Genomic DNA, 15,833 nt, shown 5'->3' on the forward strand with positions numbered 1-15,833 from the left:
ACATTTTTGTTTATTTTCAATATGAAAAGTTCTTACAAATCCATGCAGGGGGCATCTAAATCAACAGGAAAAAGCCTTGATTTATAAGGCTTTTTTGTTATTCTGAACAAAAAAATGACAAGATTGTTAGGATATTCTGAGTCTAATATTGATGAAATTATTTTCTTATCACAAAAAAACGCTATCTAGCGTTTTTTGTTATTCTTAGTTACTCGTCTAATCGAACAAACATCATTGCGTTAAGCAAAGAAATGAGAGCGACTGTATTGACATTATTGGAATAGATCAGTCTCTTATTTTCAATAGGTGGAATAATAAAATTTGAAATAATGATGTCGTAAGGTGATTCTTTTAGAGCATCAAGGGACAACTCTAATTCATCCCAAACTTCAAGTTCAAAATTATTGCTACAGTAATAAGAAAGTGTCTCTGCAACGGATTTGGCATGATACTGATCAAAATTACTCATAACCAGAACCTTCAGCTTTGGCTGATTTTGTAGTAGATTAAGCACCAAATGTTTGGTATGAGTGATGAAGGTATAAGATAGATGATTTACCATCATTGAACTAGAACAAACTTCAAGAGTCTCTAAATAATGAGAAAGCTCTTTTTTTACATCTGAAACAAATTTAGGGAAAATATTTTGAAAATTCCTGATTGTATTCCCTTTTTGATCAAATAAAATAAACTCAGTGGACAACTCCTGACGATACAGATGTGCAGTATTATGCAGATGCCAAATCAGATTATCCTTATTCTCAATCTCAATCTGATACTTGACTGAAATCTGATCAATAAAATCACTCAATAGATGGTAAGATTTTTCAACATAGCTATCCTTTTTTACGCATTTCAAAAAGAGACTTTCATCTATGAAAAACATTTTTTGAAAGTAAGACACAAATAATTGGCAAACAACTTCTTCATCTAAAGAGATATTGTATTCTAATTCAAAATTCTTAGCAACACCTTCTATTCCTTCTACCTGCATTAAAAAATCCAAACTTTGATCGTTAAAAGAGTCTTTCTCTACTTCCATGAAATGACCAAACTTTATTCTATATAGGTTCGTAACTAGGAGCAACTTTAGCATTCTATGAGTTGACAAATTCATTGGAAAGCTTGTTTCCTTATAAACCAATTCTAACAATTGAGATAGGGGCTCTGATGAAAAATTTTCAAATGGCCATTCTAGGAAATAATTTTTTTCTGAAAAATATTGTGCAAAAAAGTAACGAATGTCTCTCTCATTTCCAATGATTTGAACAGGGGTCAGACTGATTTCAAATTGAAATTGCCTTTTAATCACTTTATTGACTTGGCTAATAATACGATAGAGCGAAGATGAACTGATATAGAATTCTTTACAAATACTTTCAGCTTGACACCCTTCACTAAAGAAGATAAATTCTAAAATCGAAAAATGAGTTGAATGCTTAAAGAAATGATGGTAAACCATTTCAATATCACTATCATCGGTATTAATAATGCGTATACCATTAGTAGAAGAATGAAAAATCAAGTCAGGAAAAGCAGATTTAACATGGGATAGATCATCTTTGACTGCACGTTCTGTACAATTTAATAACTCTGCTAGTTCAGAACGATGAAACCATCGTTTATGTTCAAATAATAATTCTAATAATTCTAATTGCCTATGACTTTTTTTAGATAATAAATCTCTCATGAATGTCTTTCTCTCTTTATAAATTATCGGATTAAACCTCTTGCAATTATACCACAAAGAATAGGTATAACATGCTGTAACGACTTTTACTAAGATCCTTTATTTCGTATAATAACACTACGGAGGCAATATATAAACAATTTTCTTATTTTACTGTCTATTGAGGGCGTAAATACAGAATCAAATTCAAGTCGAAAGATTATATTTTTAATTTTAAAAATTATATAATAGCAACAATCAAAGAATTTGATTTTTTTATATTAAAATTACATAATAATCAAAATAATTGATTATTTTATATCAAAATTATATAATAGCAATAATCAAAGGAATTGATTTATTTTTTGATATTAAAATAAAAAAGGAGGGTAAGCAATATTGTGGTCAATCATTGCTGGAGGTCTTATTGGACTTGTAGCAGGTAGAATCACTAAAAAAGGTATTTCTATGGGAATCGTCGCAAATGTATTCGCTGGTTTAGTCGGGTCATCTGTAGGACAATCCCTTTTAGGTAGTTGGGGCCCATCCATCGCTGGAATGGCTTTGATCCCATCTATTGCAGGAGCAGCAATTGTTGTTACTGTAGTATCATTCTTTACAGGTAAAAAATAATTACTTGTAGTAATAAACTATTTTTAAATAGATTAGACGGGTAAAAATAGTTTAAATGTTAAATCGAAAGGATTGTATATGTCAAAAGCAAAGAAAATATGTTTCATTATTTTCTGTATTTTAATCTTGACAATTTTCCTTCCTGTTTTGATAGATTATCATCAAGTTAGTGATCTAGGCATTCAGCTATTTAGCTGGAGACAGAATCATTTCGTTGAATTTTATCTCTCTAGATATATATTCTGGGGGATAGTGGCTCTATCAACTTTAGTTTTGTTATCGATGTTAGTTGTATTGTTTTATCCTAAACGTTATTTGGAAATTCAACTTGAAACTAAAAACGATACATTGAAATTAAAGAATTCAGCAATCGAAGGTTTTGTTAGAAGTTTGGTGAGTGATCATGGATTGATCAAGAACCCAACTGTTCATGTAAATTTACGAAAAAATAAATGTTTCGTTCATGTAGAAGGTAAAATTCTTCCTTCGGACAACATCGCTGACAGATGCCAACTAATTCAAAATGAAATAACTAATGGATTGAAGCAGTTTTTTGGTATTGAGCGTCAGGTTAAACTAGAAGTTCTAGTAAAAGACTACCAGCCTAAACCAAAACCTCAAAACAAAAAGACTGTTAGTCGTGTGAAGTAAGGAAGTAAAAAATGGAATGGCTTAAACAATATCGATATCCAATAATCGCAGGTCTCATAGGCGTATTTCTCGCTTGTTTGATTATCTCCTTTGGCTTCTTCAAAACAATATTTGTATTGATTTTAGGAGCACTGGGAGTTGCAGCTGGATTATATATCGAAAAAAACTATATAGATAAATAAAAATTACTAATTTAATTAAAGGAGTTTCATATGTCAAACGAAAAAAACATTAACACTAACGTAGAAAAGAAAGATGCTACTGTTGTAGCTCACGAAATCAAAGGAGAACTTACTTACGAAGATAAAGTTATCCAAAAAATCATTGGTCTGTCACTAGAAAACGTTTCAGGTCTTTTGGGAATCGACGGTGGGTTCTTCTCAAATCTTAAAGAAAAAATCGTTAACAGCGATGACGTAACAAGTGGTGTTAACGTAGAAGTTGGTAAAACACAAGTTGCAGTTGACTTAAACATTATTGCTGAGTACCAAAAAAATGTTCCAGCTTTATATTCAGAAATCAGAGAAATCGTATCTTCAGAAGTTGCTAAAATGACTGACTTGGAAGTTGTTGAAATCAACGTAAACGTTGTCGACATCAAAACAAAAGAACAACATGAAGCAGACTCAGTAAGCCTTCAAGATCGCGTATCTGACGTTGCTGAATCAACAGGAGAATTCGCTTCAGAACAATTCGAAAAAGCTAAATCTGGTCTTGGATCTGGTTTCTCAACTGTTCAAGAAAAAGTTAGCGAAGGTGTAGAAGCTGTTAAAGGTGCAGCAACTGGTGTAGTATCTCACGAAAAAACTCGTGTAAACTAATATAAAATAAATATAACAGGAGAAATTATCATGTCAGTAGAAGAAAAATTGAATCAAGCTAAAGGTTCTATTAAAGAAGGTGTTGGGAAAGCCATCGGAGATGAAAAAATGGAAAAAGAAGGAACAGCTGAAAAAGTTGTTTCTAAAGTAAAAGAAGTTGCTGAAGATGCCAAAGACGCTGTAGAAGGTGCTATCGAAGGTGTTAAAAACATGTTGAGTGGCGACAATAAATAAGGCTAAAAGTTGCTTTATCTTTTTAGTAACATTAGTCAAAAGAGTCTGAGTCAAGATGATTCTCAGAAAACAAAAAGCTAGAGATTTCCAATTGCGGAACTCTAGCTTTTTAATTTTGCCTCTTTCTCTTATTATATTTCAGCAGGTTGTTGACCATGAGTACGAATCCCATGTCAATTCTCACTTTACGTTTACCTCTCAGATAACATCTCTTATAACCCAAACAAACCTTTATCTGCCCAAAGACAGATTTCATATCAATCTTACGTTTAGCGAAAATTTGTCTACCCTTGGAAGATAAAAGTGCCTGATATTCTTTAGTTTTTAAACACTGGTAACGTTCATTCATATACAGACCCTTTTGAGGGGCTGATTCAGGTTCATCATCGCAGTCAACATTGATTTCAAGGCTGTTTGATTTCTACCTCCTCTTTTTCATGATGTATTTTCGTACAGGTTCTTCAACTATTTGAACGATTTCAAATCCTTCTTTTTGGTAAAGATTCTGAGCTCTTTGATTTGCCTCGAAGACATTTAGAGAGATGCTGTCTATATCTCTATTTTCAAAGACCAAACTAACAAATTTCCTTAAAGCCTGCCTACCTAAGCCTTGCCCCTGTTTCTGAGGATTGATAAAAAATCTTCCAATATGAAGATTACTGTCTTCTTGCCTGATTTTCTGGATAACCCCCACAAACTCTTGTCCTTCAAAGATTGAAAAGATTCCTTCTAAATCTTGCAAGGCTTGAAGGGTCAGTGGAAAAGGAATCATTGGTCCCATCCATTGTTCTTGAAAGGATTTGCCAAGGGAGTTGGACCATTGGCATACGAATTGAGCGTTTTCTGTGCTCACCTTTTCTTCAAAACGAATTGTCATATTTGCCTCACCATCTTATCTATGTTTCTCCATTATACTACTTCTCCCATTTTTTACGAATAGATAAGTATGATTGATTTTTATTTTTTTCTTGTCGGGAGCATTCTCGCTTCCTTTCTTGGTTTGGTCATTGACCGTTTTCCAGAGCAATCCATTATCAATCCAGCCAGTCACTGCGATTCCTGTCAGACTCGCTTGCGTCCCTTAGATTTGATTCCGATTCTCTCGCAGGTCTTCAATCGCTTTCGCTGTCGCTACTGCAAGGCTCCTTATCCTATCTGGTATGCCCTCTTTGAACTAGGCTTAGGTCTCCTCTTTCTATCTTGGTCTTGGGGTTTTCTTTCCTTGGGGCAAGTCATCCTAATCACTGCTGGTTTGACCTTGGGCATCTACGACTTTCGCCATCAGGAATATCCCTTACTGGTCTGGATGACTTTCCATCTACTCCTAATAGCCTGCTCTGGCTGGAATCTGGTCATGGTCTTTTTCCTTGCTCTTGGCTTTTTGGCTCATTTTATCGATATCCGCATGGGAGCAGGGGATTTTCTCTTTCTAGCTTCTTGCGCTCTCGTCTTTAGTGCGACCGAATTGCTGATCTTGATTCAGTTTGCTTCTGCTACGGGAATTCTAGCCTTTCTCCTGCAAAAGAAAAAGGAAAGACTTCCTTTCGTGCCTTTCCTCTTGCTCGCTGCTTGTGTGATTATTTTTGGTAAGCTACTACTTGTTTGATAAAGTCCTGAATCTGCTCTCCTTCATGGAGAGCTTTTACAATTTTCGAACCAACGATAACACCATCTGACACCGCATTGAAGCGTTCTACATCGGCTTGACTAGACACCCCAAAACCTGTCAAGACTGGGATGTCAGCCACTTGATGCAATTGTGCCAAGTGCTTGTCCAAGTCTGCACGGTAATTGCCTGATTTCCCTGTAACCCCATTGATGGCAACCGCATAGACAAAACCTTCTGCCCCTTCAATCAACTCTTTCTGACGCTCAATCCCTGTCGTCAAACTAACTAGAGGAATCAAGGCCATGTCTGTATCTGCCAAAAATGGCTCTACAAAATTAGCATGTTCATGAGGCAGGTCTGGGATAATCAATCCCTTAACCGCTGTATCTGCCAAATCTTTGACAAAGTTCTCCACACCGTACTGAAAGAGGGGGTTGAAGTAGGTCATGATGACCAGTGGAACCTCTGTTTCAATGGTTTTTAAGGTTTCAACCAAAGCCTGGGTAGAAGTTCCGTGGGCTAGACTGCGCAAGCCTGCTTCTTCAATCACAGGTCCATCTGCAACAGGGTCTGAAAAGGGAATGCCCACTTCAATGGCAGAGACACCCAAATCTTCTAAAAAGTGGATTGTTTCTCCTAGACCATCCAAACCTTTCTCGTGGTCTCCAGCCATGATATAGGGAACAAAAATTCCTTTTCCAGCTGCTTTTATAGCGTTTAATTTTTCTGTTAGTGTCTTAGGCATGAGCTTCTCCCTTCTTTGCTGCATCTGCTTCCAAGCGGTCTTTGACTTGAACCACATCCTTGTCCCCACGACCTGATAGACAGACTATCATGGATTTGTCTGGTCCAAGTTCTTTGGCCAATTTCACCGCAAAGGCGATAGCATGACTAGATTCCAAGGCTGGAATAATCCCTTCCACACGAGACAAGAGCTGGAATCCTTCCAAGGCTTCTTCGTCTGTCACAGGGACATAGCTGGCACGTTTAATATCGTGGTAGTGAGAATGTTCTGGACCGATACCAGGATAGTCCAAACCTGCTGAGATAGAGAAGGCTTCAAGAATTTGACCATGGGCATCTTGGAGCACATCCATGAGAGAACCGTGAAGAACACCAGGACGACCCTTGGTCAAGGTAGCTGCGTGATGCTCTGTATCCACACCAAGTCCTGCTGCTTCAGCTCCATACATAGCTACTGACTCATCTTCTACAAATGGATGGAAGAGACCGATAGCGTTAGAACCACCACCAACACAAGCTACTAGGGCATCTGGTAAATCTTGACCTGTTAAGTCACGGTACTGTTGTTTAGCTTCTCTACCGATGACACTTTGGAAGTCACGAACAATTTCTGGGAAAGGATGAGGCCCCAAAGCAGAACCAAGGATATAGTGGGTATCATCGATATTAGCTACCCATGAACGGAGGGCTGCATTGACCGCATCTTTGAGCACGCGCGAACCGTCTGTCACTGCCTCAACCTTAGCTCCCAAAAGCTCCATACGAAAGACATTGAGGGCTTGGCGTTTGACATCTTCCTCGCCCATGTAGATAGTACATTCCATGTTAAAGAGGGCTGCAGCTGTTGCAGTTGCTACACCGTGCTGACCAGCACCTGTTTCAGCAATAATTTTCTTTTTACCCATGCGTTTAGCCAGAAGAACTTGTCCCAAGGCATTGTTAATCTTGTGGGCCCCTGTATGGTTAAGGTCTTCACGTTTAAGATAAATCTTGGCTCCGCCAATATACTGGGTCAAATTTTTTGCGTAGTAAAGCGGAGTTTCACGACCTACGTACTGACGTAAGAGCTGGGTCAATTCCTCCTGGAAACTTGGGTCTGCCTGACTTTCACGGTAGGCCTTCTCCAACTCCAAAACTGCTGTCATCAATGTTTCTGGGACAAAACGTCCGCCGAATTTTCCGTAAAATCCATCTTTATTTGGTTCTTGATATGCCATTCTTTACCCTCTCTATAAATCTTCTAATCTTTTCATGATCTTTTTGTCCATCTGTCTCCACTCCGCTCGATACATCGACTGCATAGGGAGTAAAGTGTTGAATTGCTTTTACGACATTGTCTTCCTTAAGCCCACCTGCGATAAAGAAAGGCTGAGTTAGTCCAATCGTATCCAGTTGAGCCCAGTCAAAGGTCTGACCACTCCCAGCCACAGGGGCATCAAAGAGTAGATAGTTTGCCTGAGAATTGGGCACATGACCCTCTCCATCCACCTGCACAGCCTGAATACTGGCACAAGGCAAATCCGCAAACAAATCATCTGCCACCTGACCGTGAACTTGAACCAAGTCCAAGCCAACTTTGTCAATGACTTCTAGCAGTTCTGCCCGACTTGGTGAAACAAATACACCAACCTTTTTGACATCTGCAGGAATAAGCTTTGCCAGCTCAACAGCCTGATCCAAGGTCACCTGTCTTTTACTAGGTGCAAAGACAAAACCGATGTAGTCGGCTCCTGCTGATACGGCTGTTTCCACCGCTTCTTTGGTCGATAGTCCACAAATCTTAACTTTTGTCAATCTGCAACTCCTTGATTCTTTGAGCCACATCCTCTGCCTGCATGAGAGCTGTCCCAACTAAAATTCCATTAAAGTATGGTGCTACTCGTTCCGCATCCTGCCCTGTGAAAATAGCAGATTCAGAAATGTACAAGCAATCATCTTTGAAATATTTAGCCAAATCTACACTGGTCTGCAAGTCAACTTCAAAGGTGGTCAAGTTGCGGTTATTGACCCCAATAATCTCAGCACCAAGTCTATGAGCCACTTCTAGTTCAGCTAGATTGTGAGTTTCCACCAAGACTTCCAGACCAAGCTCTGTCGCATAGTCATAAAGTTCCTTGAGGCGTTCTTCGGACAAGGCGGCCACAATAAGCAGGATGACTGTCGCACCTGCATTGCGAGCGCGGATGATTTGCTTTTCATCGATGATAAAGTCCTTGTTAAGCGTTGGAATGTTTACCTGACTGGAAATCTCCCGTAGATAATCCAAATGTCCTTTAAAGAAAACTTCATCTGTCAGAACAGAAATCATCACTGCTCCGTTCGCTTCATAAGTCTGGGCCTGTTGCACAATATCCACATCTAGATTGATATCTCCCAGACTAGGGCTAGCCTTCTTGACTTCTGCGATTACCTGTAAACGGTCTTGATGTTGTTTTAGATAGTCAGCTAAACGATAGGTCTGGCGCAGGGGCTGGATTTCCTCCAGCTCCATCTGCTCGACCTCACGCGCCTTCTGCTCCAAAATTCGTGCTAAAAATTCCTGACTCATTTTTGGTACTCCTGTAACAGTCTGAGTTTTTCAAGGGCCTTGCCACTAGCAATGACTTCGCGGGCCAAGGCAACTCCATCCTTGATGCTAGCTACCTTGCCATTAGCATAGAAACCAAGACCAGCATTTAAAACTGTCGTTTCCAAGAATGGACTTGGTTCATTTTTAAGAACTCTAAGCAAAATTTCTGCATTTTCCTGAGCGTTGCCTCCACGAATATCTTCGATAGCGTAGCGTTCCATCCCTAGATCTTCTGGAGTAAAGCTTGACAAGGTGATTTCGCCATTTTCAAGAAGGGCAATCTTGGTTGTTCCATTCAAACCAGCTTCGTCCAATCCTTCTGGACCAGCAACCACTATAGCACGTTTGCGACCCATATTTTTCAAAACCTGAGCTGTACTTTCTAGAAGTTCTGGACGACTAATACCAAGAAGCTGTGTTTCCAAAGTCATTGGGTGAATCAGAGGACCAGTCAAGTTCATGATTGTTGGAATTCCCAATTCCAAACGAGCTGGCATGATGTATTTCATTGCTGGGTGCATATTTTTAGCAAAGAGAAAGACGATACCAGTTTTATCAAAGACCTTACCTAATTCAGCTGGTTTGAGGTCTAGGTTGATGCCTAAGGCTTCGAGGACATCTGCAGAACCAGATTTAGAAGAAATCGAGCGATTACCGTGTTTTGCCATGTGAACACCACCACCAGCCAAGACAAAGGCTGCAGTTGTGGAGATGTTAAAGCTGAAAGACTTGTCCCCACCTGTACCACAGTTGTCCATGGCATCATGAATCTCAGTTGGAATATGTTGGGCATGTCCTCTCATGACTTGGGCAATGGCTGTGCGTTCCTCAGGTGTTTCCCCCTTCATCTTAAGAGCCAAAAGGAGAGAAGCAATCTGCGCCTCCGTTACACGGCCAGTTACGATACGCTCAATGACATCCGTCATTTCCACACCTGATAAATTTTCAAATTTTGCTAGTTTTTCAATAATCTCTTTCATCCTAGTTTCCTCACTTTACAACCTTCTCGATAAAATTCCGAATAGAAGACAAGCCATCTGGCGTTCCAATGCTCTCTGGATGGTACTGGAAGCCATAAATCGGTAGATTTTTATGTTGAATTCCCATGATGGCTTGGTCATCAGTCGAACGAGCTGTCACTTCAAAGTCTTCTGGCATTTCTTCAATCAAAATACTGTGGTAACGCATGACTGCACGGCCATCCTCGATACCTTGATACAGAACAGATGGCGCTTCAAAGTTGATATTGCTCTGTTTCCCATGCATGACTTTGGGAGCCAAGCCTAGCTTACCGCCAAAGACTTCTGCGATAGCTTGGTGGCCCAAACAAATCCCAAGAATCGGCTTCTTGCCAGCAAAATCACGAATCATGTCTTCCATCTTTCCAGCATCAACTGGCCAACCAGGACCGGGCGAAAAGACCAGACCATCTGCTTTTCCAGCTTCTTCATACAGCCTGGGATCATCATTTCTCAAGACCTGAACTTCTGCAAAATTCCCAATGTATTGGGCCAAGTTATAGGTAAAAGAATCATAGTTGTCAATCAATAAAATCATGGTCTTAGTTCTCCAATTCTAGTCATAGATTTAGCCTTGTTAATGGTTTCTTGGTATTCATTTTGGGCGATGGAGTCGTAGACAATCCCTGCCCCAGCCTGCACATAGGCTGTTTGATTTTTGAGAATCATCGTTCGGATGGCAATGGCGAAATCCATATCACCCGTCGCAGATAAGTAGCCGATTGCTCCTGCGTATACGCCACGTTTTTCTGTTTCCAGTTCATAGATGCGTCTCATCGCTCGAATCTTTGGTGCTCCAGAAACGGTTCCAGCAGGAAGTGTTGCTTTCAAGGCATCCATGGCAATGAGTTCTGGAAGCAAACGCCCCTTGACCACGCTGGTCAAATGCATAACATAGCGAAAGAGCTCCACTTCCATATACTTGGTGACTTGGACACTGGACGTTTCAGAGATGCGACCAATATCATTTCGTCCCAAGTCTACTAACATCCGATGCTCTGCTGTTTCCTTCTCATCCGAAAGCAGGTCTGTCGCCAAAGCCTTGTCTTCTTCATCCGTAGCTCCTCTTGGTCGCGTACCTGCAATCGGATTGGTTGTTACGATGCCGTTTTTGACAGAAACCAAACTTTCTGGACTGGCACCGATGATTTGATAATCTCCAAAATCATAGAAATAAAGGTAATTAGAAGGATTAGTCACGCGGAGATTTCTGTAGAAGTCAAATGGATTTCCAGTAACTTCTGCTGAGAAGCGCTGACTGAGTACGCACTGGAACATGTCGCCATTACGAATCAAGTCACGAGCTGTTTCCACCATTTCCTCAAATTTTTGAGGAGCGATATGCGGTTTGAAGTCTAACGGAGATAGATCCAAGTCTTCAAATTCATTTGGAGCAGGGATGCGTAATTCCTCAAGCACTTGGTTTAAGGCTTTTTCCAAGTCTTCTTGACTACGCTCACTATAGAGAGCATCCTCGATGACATGAATTTTTTCCTTCTTGTGGTCAAAGACCATGTAACTCTCATAGACAAAGAAATGCATGTCTGGAGTCCCAATTGTATCTTGAGGGATTTGACCAATTTCTTCATAAAGCGAAATCATATCGTAACCAACAAAACCAATGGCTCCCCCACCAAAAGGTAGGTCTGAATGGTGCTGGCTCTTATGAGTCACTTCATAAAGGAAATCCAAGGGATCCTGATCAATCACTTGACCATTTTGATAGAGAACTCCATTTTCAAACTTAATCTCAAAAACTGGATTATAAGCTAGGATAGAAAAACGAGCTGTTTCCTTGTCTCTCGGAATACTCTCTAAAATAACCTTGTGTTGCCCCTTTAGGCGCATATAAGCCAAGATTGGTGATAAAACATCTCCATGAATGATTCGTTCCATTGTAATTTCCCTTTCAGTTCTACTTCTAGTCCGTGGCGACTGTATGAAAAATCCCCACGCAAAACAACTTGCGTGAGGACGAAATTCGCGGTGCCACCTCAATTATAGGATTTCTCCTATCTCTCATTCCTGTCTCAGAAACCTCCTGTAACAGGTTGTGCGATAAAGGGCACTCCCTTGAGAATTATGTTTTCTTCTCTTGTCTCAGATGGACCCAACCTTACAGCTTTCTCTGCTTGTTTCCAGCAAACACAAGCTCTCTGTGAGAGAAAAGACTGTAATTTTTCCATCTTTTATTTTTTAGCTTCTAGGTAGTCTGCAATAGCAGCTACGTCCTTGTCTCCACGACCAGAGACATTGATGATGATAGTGTCGTCTTTACTTAGTTTCGGTGCACGTTTAACTGCTTCTGCGATAGCGTGTGAGCTTTCAATAGCTGGGATAATTCCTTCAGTCTTGCTGAGAAGGAGGAGAGCCTGAACAGCTTCTTCGTCTGTCGCTGCAACATATTCCACGCGACCTGAATCTTTAAAGTAAGCGTGTTCTGGGCCAACCCCTGGATAGTCCAATCCAGCTGAGATAGAGTAAACTGGAGCCAGCTCTCCATCTTCCTTAAAGACTGCATAGGTCTTCATACCGTCAACAATTCCGATACTACCTTTTGTCATAGTAGCTGCGTGCTTGTCTGTATCAAGTCCGTGACCAGCAGCTTCAACCCCAACCAATTTGACTTCTTCATCAGCCACATACTGAGAAAATGCACCAATAGCATTAGAACCACCACCTACACAGGCAATAACGTAGTCTGGTAAACGACCTTCTTTTTCTAAGATTTGACGGCGAGATTCTTCACTGATGACCTTTTGGAACTCGTGGACAATTGTAGGATAAGGGTGAGGACCTACAGCAGATCCCAGAACATAGAAGGCTTCAAGGTCATTCATCCATGCTCCAAAGGCTGCATCAACAGCATCTTTGAGGGTACGAGTCCCTGTTTCAACTGCGTGAACAGTTGCTCCCATCATCTCCATACGGAAAACATTGAGACGTTGACGCTCCACATCCTCTGCCCCCATGTAGACATCACAGGCCATACCAAACTTGGCTGCAGCCGCTGCTGTCGCAACACCGTGCTGACCAGCTCCTGTTTCCGCAATCACTCGTTTTTTGCCCATGCGTTTAGCCAGAAGAATCTGACCTAAAACGTTGTTGAGTTTGTGAGAACCAAGGTGGTTAAGATCTTCGCGCTTGAGATAAATCTTAGCTCCACCTAGGTGCTCTGTCAAACTTTCTGCAAAATAGAGAGGTGTTTCGCGACCGGAATAATCCTTCAAGTAATGACGAAATTCTGCCAAAAACTCTGGATCATCCTTGTACTTTTCAAATGTCACTTCCAACTCATCCAACAAAGCCTGAATCGGCTCCGGTACAAAACTACCACCAAATTGTCCAAAATAACCTTTAGTTGTCATAAAATTTTCCTCTTTCTGTATTTATTCGACTTTTTGTTTGCTTTTAGTAGTAGGCAAGGAGCTGCAGATAGAACTCAAGTTCATCAAAGCGACTTAACGCCCTAATAAAAGATAAACAAAATGACGGATAGAAAAAAGCCCACACACAGAATAAACTTCCGTGTGAGGGCGTTGGTAACGCGGTGCCACCTCAATTATAAAGGGACTATTCCCCTTTACATCTCTACCTTGTCTAACAACAAGTTGCACTGTAAGGTGTGCGAACCGAATTTTCATTGTTTCAAATTCATTTTTAAAATCAGCCCACTTTCACTACTTCCAACCACCTGTTCACAATCACCACAGGCTCCCTGAAGATCAAAAATAGTTACTTTTCTGATTTATTGAACTTATTTTAATACTTTGTTTTTTCTTTGTCAAGACTTTTTTACAATTTTTTTGATGAAGCTAGTACTTTTTCAGAAACTGTTTTGAAAGTCTCAATGATATAGTCCACTTCTTCATCGCTTAATTTAGTGTGAAGAGGGAGCGTAATTTCATTTTCAAAGAAGGCATAAGCCTTAGGATAATTCGCCATATCAAAGCCAAGATTCTTATAGGCTGTCAAGAGCGGAAGTGGTTTGTAGTGTACATTACTTGCAATTCCTGCTTTAGCTAATTCTTGGATGATAAGATTGCGTTCTTCTAAGCTCGCTCCTTCTACATGGGTGATGTAAAGGTGGCGTGAAGATTCGACAGTTTCAGTCTTGTGTGCCAATGGATGGATGCGAGAACCTGCAAAACCACGATCATAGCGATCCACGATTTCCTTACGACGGTCAAGCAAGCTAGGGTAACGGTCCAATTGTACCAAACCAAGGGAAGCCATGATATCTGTCATATTGCACTTGTAGGCTGGTGTGACGATATCGTATTCCCATGAACCCAGTTGCATCTTAGCAAGAGCATCCTTAGTTTGACCATGAAGGGAAAGGATTTGAAATTCCTTGTACATCTCTTCATCGTCAATCGCTGGATTGGCCTTCCAAGTCGCACTTCCTCCCTCAGCCGTTGTAAAGTTCTTAACAGCATGGAATGAGAAGGAAGTAAAGTCAGCGATAGAACCAGCTGGTTGTCCTTTATAAGTAGATCCCAAAGCATGGGCACTATCAGAAACAATCACAATACGGTTAAAGGCTTTTTGCCACTTGCTTGAAGCGGTAAAGAGATCACGTTTTTTCTCCACAACTTGGAACAAACGATCATAGTCGCAAACAATACCTGCAAGTTCTACTGGGATAATCACCTTGGTCTTTTCAGTAATGGCTTGCTCGAGCAAGTCATAGTCCATCTCAAACGTATCTGCTTGGATATCCACCATGACAGGGGTTGCTCCCACATGCGTAATGACACTACATGAAGCTGTATAGGTCATGGCTGGAACGATGACTTCATCACCAGGTCCCACTTCCAAGACGCGTAAAATCAACTCAAGAGCGGCAGTCGCAGAGTTAAGACAGACAGTCTTAGGCGTCTGTGTATATTGAGACAAGCGACGCTCCAGTTCTTTTGTCTTAGGACCTGTTGTAATCCAACCAGAACGCAGGGTATCCGCTACTTCAGCAATTTCTGCTTCCGTAATATCGGGTGGTGAAAATGGAATATTGTAATTTGGCATTGATTTGCTCCTTTTATCTGTACTCATTTTCTCATGACTACTTTATTTTAGCACTTCAAACACGGTTTGAAACATGATTTTGATGTCTCCAAGGAAACTAAACTCTCGGAGATAGGCGAGGTTATAGCGCATCTTTTCAGGAAGGACGTGTTCGACATAGGCTTGGTCAACCGACAGACCTTTCTCCGTCATTTGACTGATGATAGTGTCCTCATCCTTGTAGTTGATGCTGGCTGGAGAGGTAATCCCTGCTGGCAAAAGCAAGGTTGCCATCATCTCAGGGCTATACTGCTCTGTGTAACGAGGCACTTCAGGACGCGTCCCTACAAAGGACATCTCACCTTTAAGAACATTGACCAACTGAGGCAGTTCGTCCAAACGGACACGGCGGATAAAATTGCCAACCTTGGTAATGCGGCTATCGTTAGCAGAAGTCACCAGACTCCCTTGTTTATCCGCATCCGTCACCATGGTACGGAACTTCCAAATCTTGAAAGGTCGATTGTACTGGGTCACGCGCTCTTGCTTGTAAATCACTGGCCCCTTGCTATCCAACTTGATCCAAATGCTCAAGATGAGAAAGATGGGAGAGGTCAGAACAAGTACAACCAAGGCTAGAACCCAGTCCAAACAACGCTTGAAAATCAGCGAACCCTTCCTTTTAGAGACAAGCTGGTAGTAAGACTCAACCTCGCTTGATTTCATTTCCACGGGCAAGTCTTCCCATTTCAGCATGCTGTTTCTCCTTTGTTTTTATTATACTATTTGTCAACATTTTTCATTATACCACAAAATGGAAAAGGCGGTGAAAGAAATCTGTAATTTGAAGGATTTCCTTCTTACACTCAATGAAAATCAA

The 15,833-nt window shown here is 40.7% G+C and carries 19 protein-coding genes and 2 other annotated features; of the genes, 6 read left to right on the forward strand and 13 right to left on the reverse strand.

Going from position 1 to position 15,833, the window contains the following annotated elements:
• Positions 1-208: 208 nt before the first annotated feature.
• A complete protein-coding gene (mgaSpn, locus tag O3599_RS02330) occupies positions 209-1,690 on the reverse strand; it encodes a virulence factor transcriptional regulator MgaSpn (RefSeq protein ID WP_371511843.1) in 1,482 nt (493 codons plus the stop codon).
• Positions 1,691-2,065: 375 nt separating this feature from the next.
• Between mgaSpn and O3599_RS02335 the strand changes: the two genes are divergently transcribed.
• The 5 genes from O3599_RS02335 (at position 2,066) to O3599_RS02355 (ending at position 4,008) form a co-directional block, all read left to right on the forward strand.
• Positions 2,066-2,302 (forward strand): GlsB/YeaQ/YmgE family stress response membrane protein, encoded by a 237-nt coding sequence (locus tag O3599_RS02335; RefSeq protein ID WP_025170701.1) that lies wholly within the window; start codon positions 2,066-2,068, stop codon positions 2,300-2,302.
• Positions 2,303-2,380: 78 nt separating this feature from the next.
• Positions 2,381-2,953: an alkaline shock response membrane anchor protein AmaP gene (gene amaP / locus O3599_RS02340; protein WP_020901648.1), complete on the forward strand. Its 573-nt coding sequence runs from the start codon at positions 2,381-2,383 to the stop codon at positions 2,951-2,953.
• Positions 2,954-2,964: 11 nt separating this feature from the next.
• Complete coding sequence (locus O3599_RS02345) at positions 2,965-3,135, forward strand: DUF2273 domain-containing protein (protein ID WP_000455064.1); 171 nt, start codon at positions 2,965-2,967, stop codon at positions 3,133-3,135.
• Positions 3,136-3,165: 30 nt separating this feature from the next.
• Positions 3,166-3,774, forward strand: coding sequence for an Asp23/Gls24 family envelope stress response protein (locus tag O3599_RS02350; protein ID WP_033684829.1), 609 nt, complete (start codon positions 3,166-3,168; stop codon positions 3,772-3,774).
• Between the two features lie 30 nt (positions 3,775-3,804).
• Positions 3,805-4,008 (forward strand): CsbD family protein, encoded by a 204-nt coding sequence (locus O3599_RS02355; RefSeq protein ID WP_000109960.1) that lies wholly within the window; start codon positions 3,805-3,807, stop codon positions 4,006-4,008.
• A gap of 109 nt (positions 4,009-4,117) precedes the next feature.
• On the opposite strand, the gene O3599_RS02360 is transcribed toward O3599_RS02355, so the two are convergent.
• Together O3599_RS02360 and O3599_RS02365 are read right to left on the reverse strand one after the other, a co-directional pair.
• Positions 4,118-4,411: a transposase gene (locus O3599_RS02360; protein WP_312023170.1), complete on the reverse strand. Its 294-nt coding sequence runs from the start codon at positions 4,409-4,411 to the stop codon at positions 4,118-4,120.
• A gap of 18 nt (positions 4,412-4,429) precedes the next feature.
• Positions 4,430-4,885, reverse strand: coding sequence for an N-acetyltransferase (locus O3599_RS02365; RefSeq protein ID WP_247939511.1), 456 nt, complete (start codon positions 4,883-4,885; stop codon positions 4,430-4,432).
• Positions 4,886-4,954: 69 nt separating this feature from the next.
• Between O3599_RS02365 and O3599_RS02370 the strand changes: the two genes are divergently transcribed.
• Entirely contained in the window at positions 4,955-5,614 is a 660-nt protein-coding gene (locus O3599_RS02370) for an A24 family peptidase (protein WP_125431400.1), read from the forward strand.
• Here the strand turns inward: O3599_RS02370 and trpA are convergent.
• From trpA to O3599_RS02420, 10 genes are all read right to left on the reverse strand, one after another.
• Complete coding sequence (trpA, locus tag O3599_RS02375; protein WP_261046231.1) at positions 5,586-6,362, reverse strand: tryptophan synthase subunit alpha; 777 nt, start codon at positions 6,360-6,362, stop codon at positions 5,586-5,588. The genes O3599_RS02370 and trpA overlap by 29 nt on opposite strands.
• Positions 6,355-7,578 (reverse strand): tryptophan synthase subunit beta, encoded by a 1,224-nt coding sequence (gene trpB / locus O3599_RS02380; protein ID WP_261027398.1) that lies wholly within the window; start codon positions 7,576-7,578, stop codon positions 6,355-6,357. Before trpB (O3599_RS02380) ends, trpA begins: the two co-directional genes overlap by 8 nt.
• Positions 7,556-8,155: a phosphoribosylanthranilate isomerase gene (locus tag O3599_RS02385; protein WP_261027397.1), complete on the reverse strand. Its 600-nt coding sequence runs from the start codon at positions 8,153-8,155 to the stop codon at positions 7,556-7,558. The genes trpB (O3599_RS02380) and O3599_RS02385 overlap by 23 nt, the downstream gene beginning before the upstream one ends.
• Entirely contained in the window at positions 8,142-8,909 is a 768-nt protein-coding gene (gene trpC, locus O3599_RS02390; protein WP_261027395.1) for an indole-3-glycerol phosphate synthase TrpC, read from the reverse strand. Before trpC ends, O3599_RS02385 begins: the two co-directional genes overlap by 14 nt.
• The gene (gene trpD, locus O3599_RS02395; protein ID WP_033684824.1) at positions 8,906-9,910 is read right to left on the reverse strand and encodes an anthranilate phosphoribosyltransferase; all 1,005 of its coding nucleotides are present in this window, start codon (positions 9,908-9,910) and stop codon (positions 8,906-8,908) included. Before trpD ends, trpC begins: the two co-directional genes overlap by 4 nt.
• Positions 9,911-9,920: 10 nt before the next feature.
• Positions 9,921-10,487, reverse strand: coding sequence for an aminodeoxychorismate/anthranilate synthase component II (locus O3599_RS02400; RefSeq protein WP_000601916.1), 567 nt, complete (start codon positions 10,485-10,487; stop codon positions 9,921-9,923).
• Positions 10,484-11,845, reverse strand: a complete 1,362-nt coding sequence (trpE, locus tag O3599_RS02405) for an anthranilate synthase component I (RefSeq protein WP_371511847.1) — start codon at positions 11,843-11,845, stop codon at positions 10,484-10,486. Before trpE ends, O3599_RS02400 begins: the two co-directional genes overlap by 4 nt.
• 71 nt (positions 11,846-11,916) lie before the next feature.
• Positions 11,917-12,142, reverse strand: a binding site (T-box leader).
• Positions 12,139-13,317, reverse strand: a complete 1,179-nt coding sequence (trpB, locus tag O3599_RS02410) for a tryptophan synthase subunit beta (protein ID WP_261081031.1) — start codon at positions 13,315-13,317, stop codon at positions 12,139-12,141. Its footprint overlaps the feature before it by 4 nt.
• 161 nt (positions 13,318-13,478) lie before the next feature.
• Positions 13,479-13,710 (reverse strand) — a binding site (T-box leader).
• A 34-nt stretch (positions 13,711-13,744) separates the two neighbouring features.
• Entirely contained in the window at positions 13,745-14,974 is a 1,230-nt protein-coding gene (locus O3599_RS02415) for a DegT/DnrJ/EryC1/StrS aminotransferase family protein (RefSeq protein ID WP_049502472.1), read from the reverse strand.
• Positions 14,975-15,016: 42 nt separating this feature from the next.
• Entirely contained in the window at positions 15,017-15,709 is a 693-nt protein-coding gene (locus O3599_RS02420) for a sugar transferase (RefSeq protein WP_049502473.1), read from the reverse strand.
• Positions 15,710-15,833: the final 124 nt, after the last annotated feature.

The sequence above is a fragment of the Streptococcus sp. 27098_8_103 genome (genome assembly GCF_041432345.1).
Taxonomy (GTDB): domain Bacteria; phylum Bacillota; class Bacilli; order Lactobacillales; family Streptococcaceae; genus Streptococcus; species Streptococcus mitis_BV.

What these genes read in the sequence shown, in the direction of transcription:
- trpB (WP_261081031.1), bottom strand. Translation starts at nt 13,317, where the DNA reads ATGACAACTAAAGGTTATTTTGGACAATTTGGTGGTAGTTTTGTACCG.
- trpE (WP_371511847.1), bottom strand. Translation starts at nt 11,845, where the DNA reads ATGGAACGAATCATTCATGGAGATGTTTTATCACCAATCTTGGCTTAT.
- O3599_RS02420 (WP_049502473.1), bottom strand. Translation starts at nt 15,709, where the DNA reads ATGCTGAAATGGGAAGACTTGCCCGTGGAAATGAAATCAAGCGAGGTT.
- amaP (WP_020901648.1), top strand. Translation starts at nt 2,381, where the DNA reads ATGTCAAAAGCAAAGAAAATATGTTTCATTATTTTCTGTATTTTAATC.
- O3599_RS02350 (WP_033684829.1), top strand. Translation starts at nt 3,166, where the DNA reads ATGTCAAACGAAAAAAACATTAACACTAACGTAGAAAAGAAAGATGCT.
- mgaSpn (WP_371511843.1), bottom strand. Translation starts at nt 1,690, where the DNA reads ATGAGAGATTTATTATCTAAAAAAAGTCATAGGCAATTAGAATTATTA.
- O3599_RS02415 (WP_049502472.1), bottom strand. Translation starts at nt 14,974, where the DNA reads ATGCCAAATTACAATATTCCATTTTCACCACCCGATATTACGGAAGCA.
- trpC (WP_261027395.1), bottom strand. Translation starts at nt 8,909, where the DNA reads ATGAGTCAGGAATTTTTAGCACGAATTTTGGAGCAGAAGGCGCGTGAG.
- O3599_RS02370 (WP_125431400.1), top strand. Translation starts at nt 4,955, where the DNA reads ATGATTGATTTTTATTTTTTTCTTGTCGGGAGCATTCTCGCTTCCTTT.
- trpD (WP_033684824.1), bottom strand. Translation starts at nt 9,910, where the DNA reads ATGAAAGAGATTATTGAAAAACTAGCAAAATTTGAAAATTTATCAGGT.
- O3599_RS02365 (WP_247939511.1), bottom strand. Translation starts at nt 4,885, where the DNA reads ATGACAATTCGTTTTGAAGAAAAGGTGAGCACAGAAAACGCTCAATTC.
- O3599_RS02400 (WP_000601916.1), bottom strand. Translation starts at nt 10,487, where the DNA reads ATGATTTTATTGATTGACAACTATGATTCTTTTACCTATAACTTGGCC.
- O3599_RS02345 (WP_000455064.1), top strand. Translation starts at nt 2,965, where the DNA reads ATGGAATGGCTTAAACAATATCGATATCCAATAATCGCAGGTCTCATA.
- trpA (WP_261046231.1), bottom strand. Translation starts at nt 6,362, where the DNA reads ATGCCTAAGACACTAACAGAAAAATTAAACGCTATAAAAGCAGCTGGA.
- trpB (WP_261027398.1), bottom strand. Translation starts at nt 7,578, where the DNA reads ATGGCATATCAAGAACCAAATAAAGATGGATTTTACGGAAAATTCGGC.
- O3599_RS02355 (WP_000109960.1), top strand. Translation starts at nt 3,805, where the DNA reads ATGTCAGTAGAAGAAAAATTGAATCAAGCTAAAGGTTCTATTAAAGAA.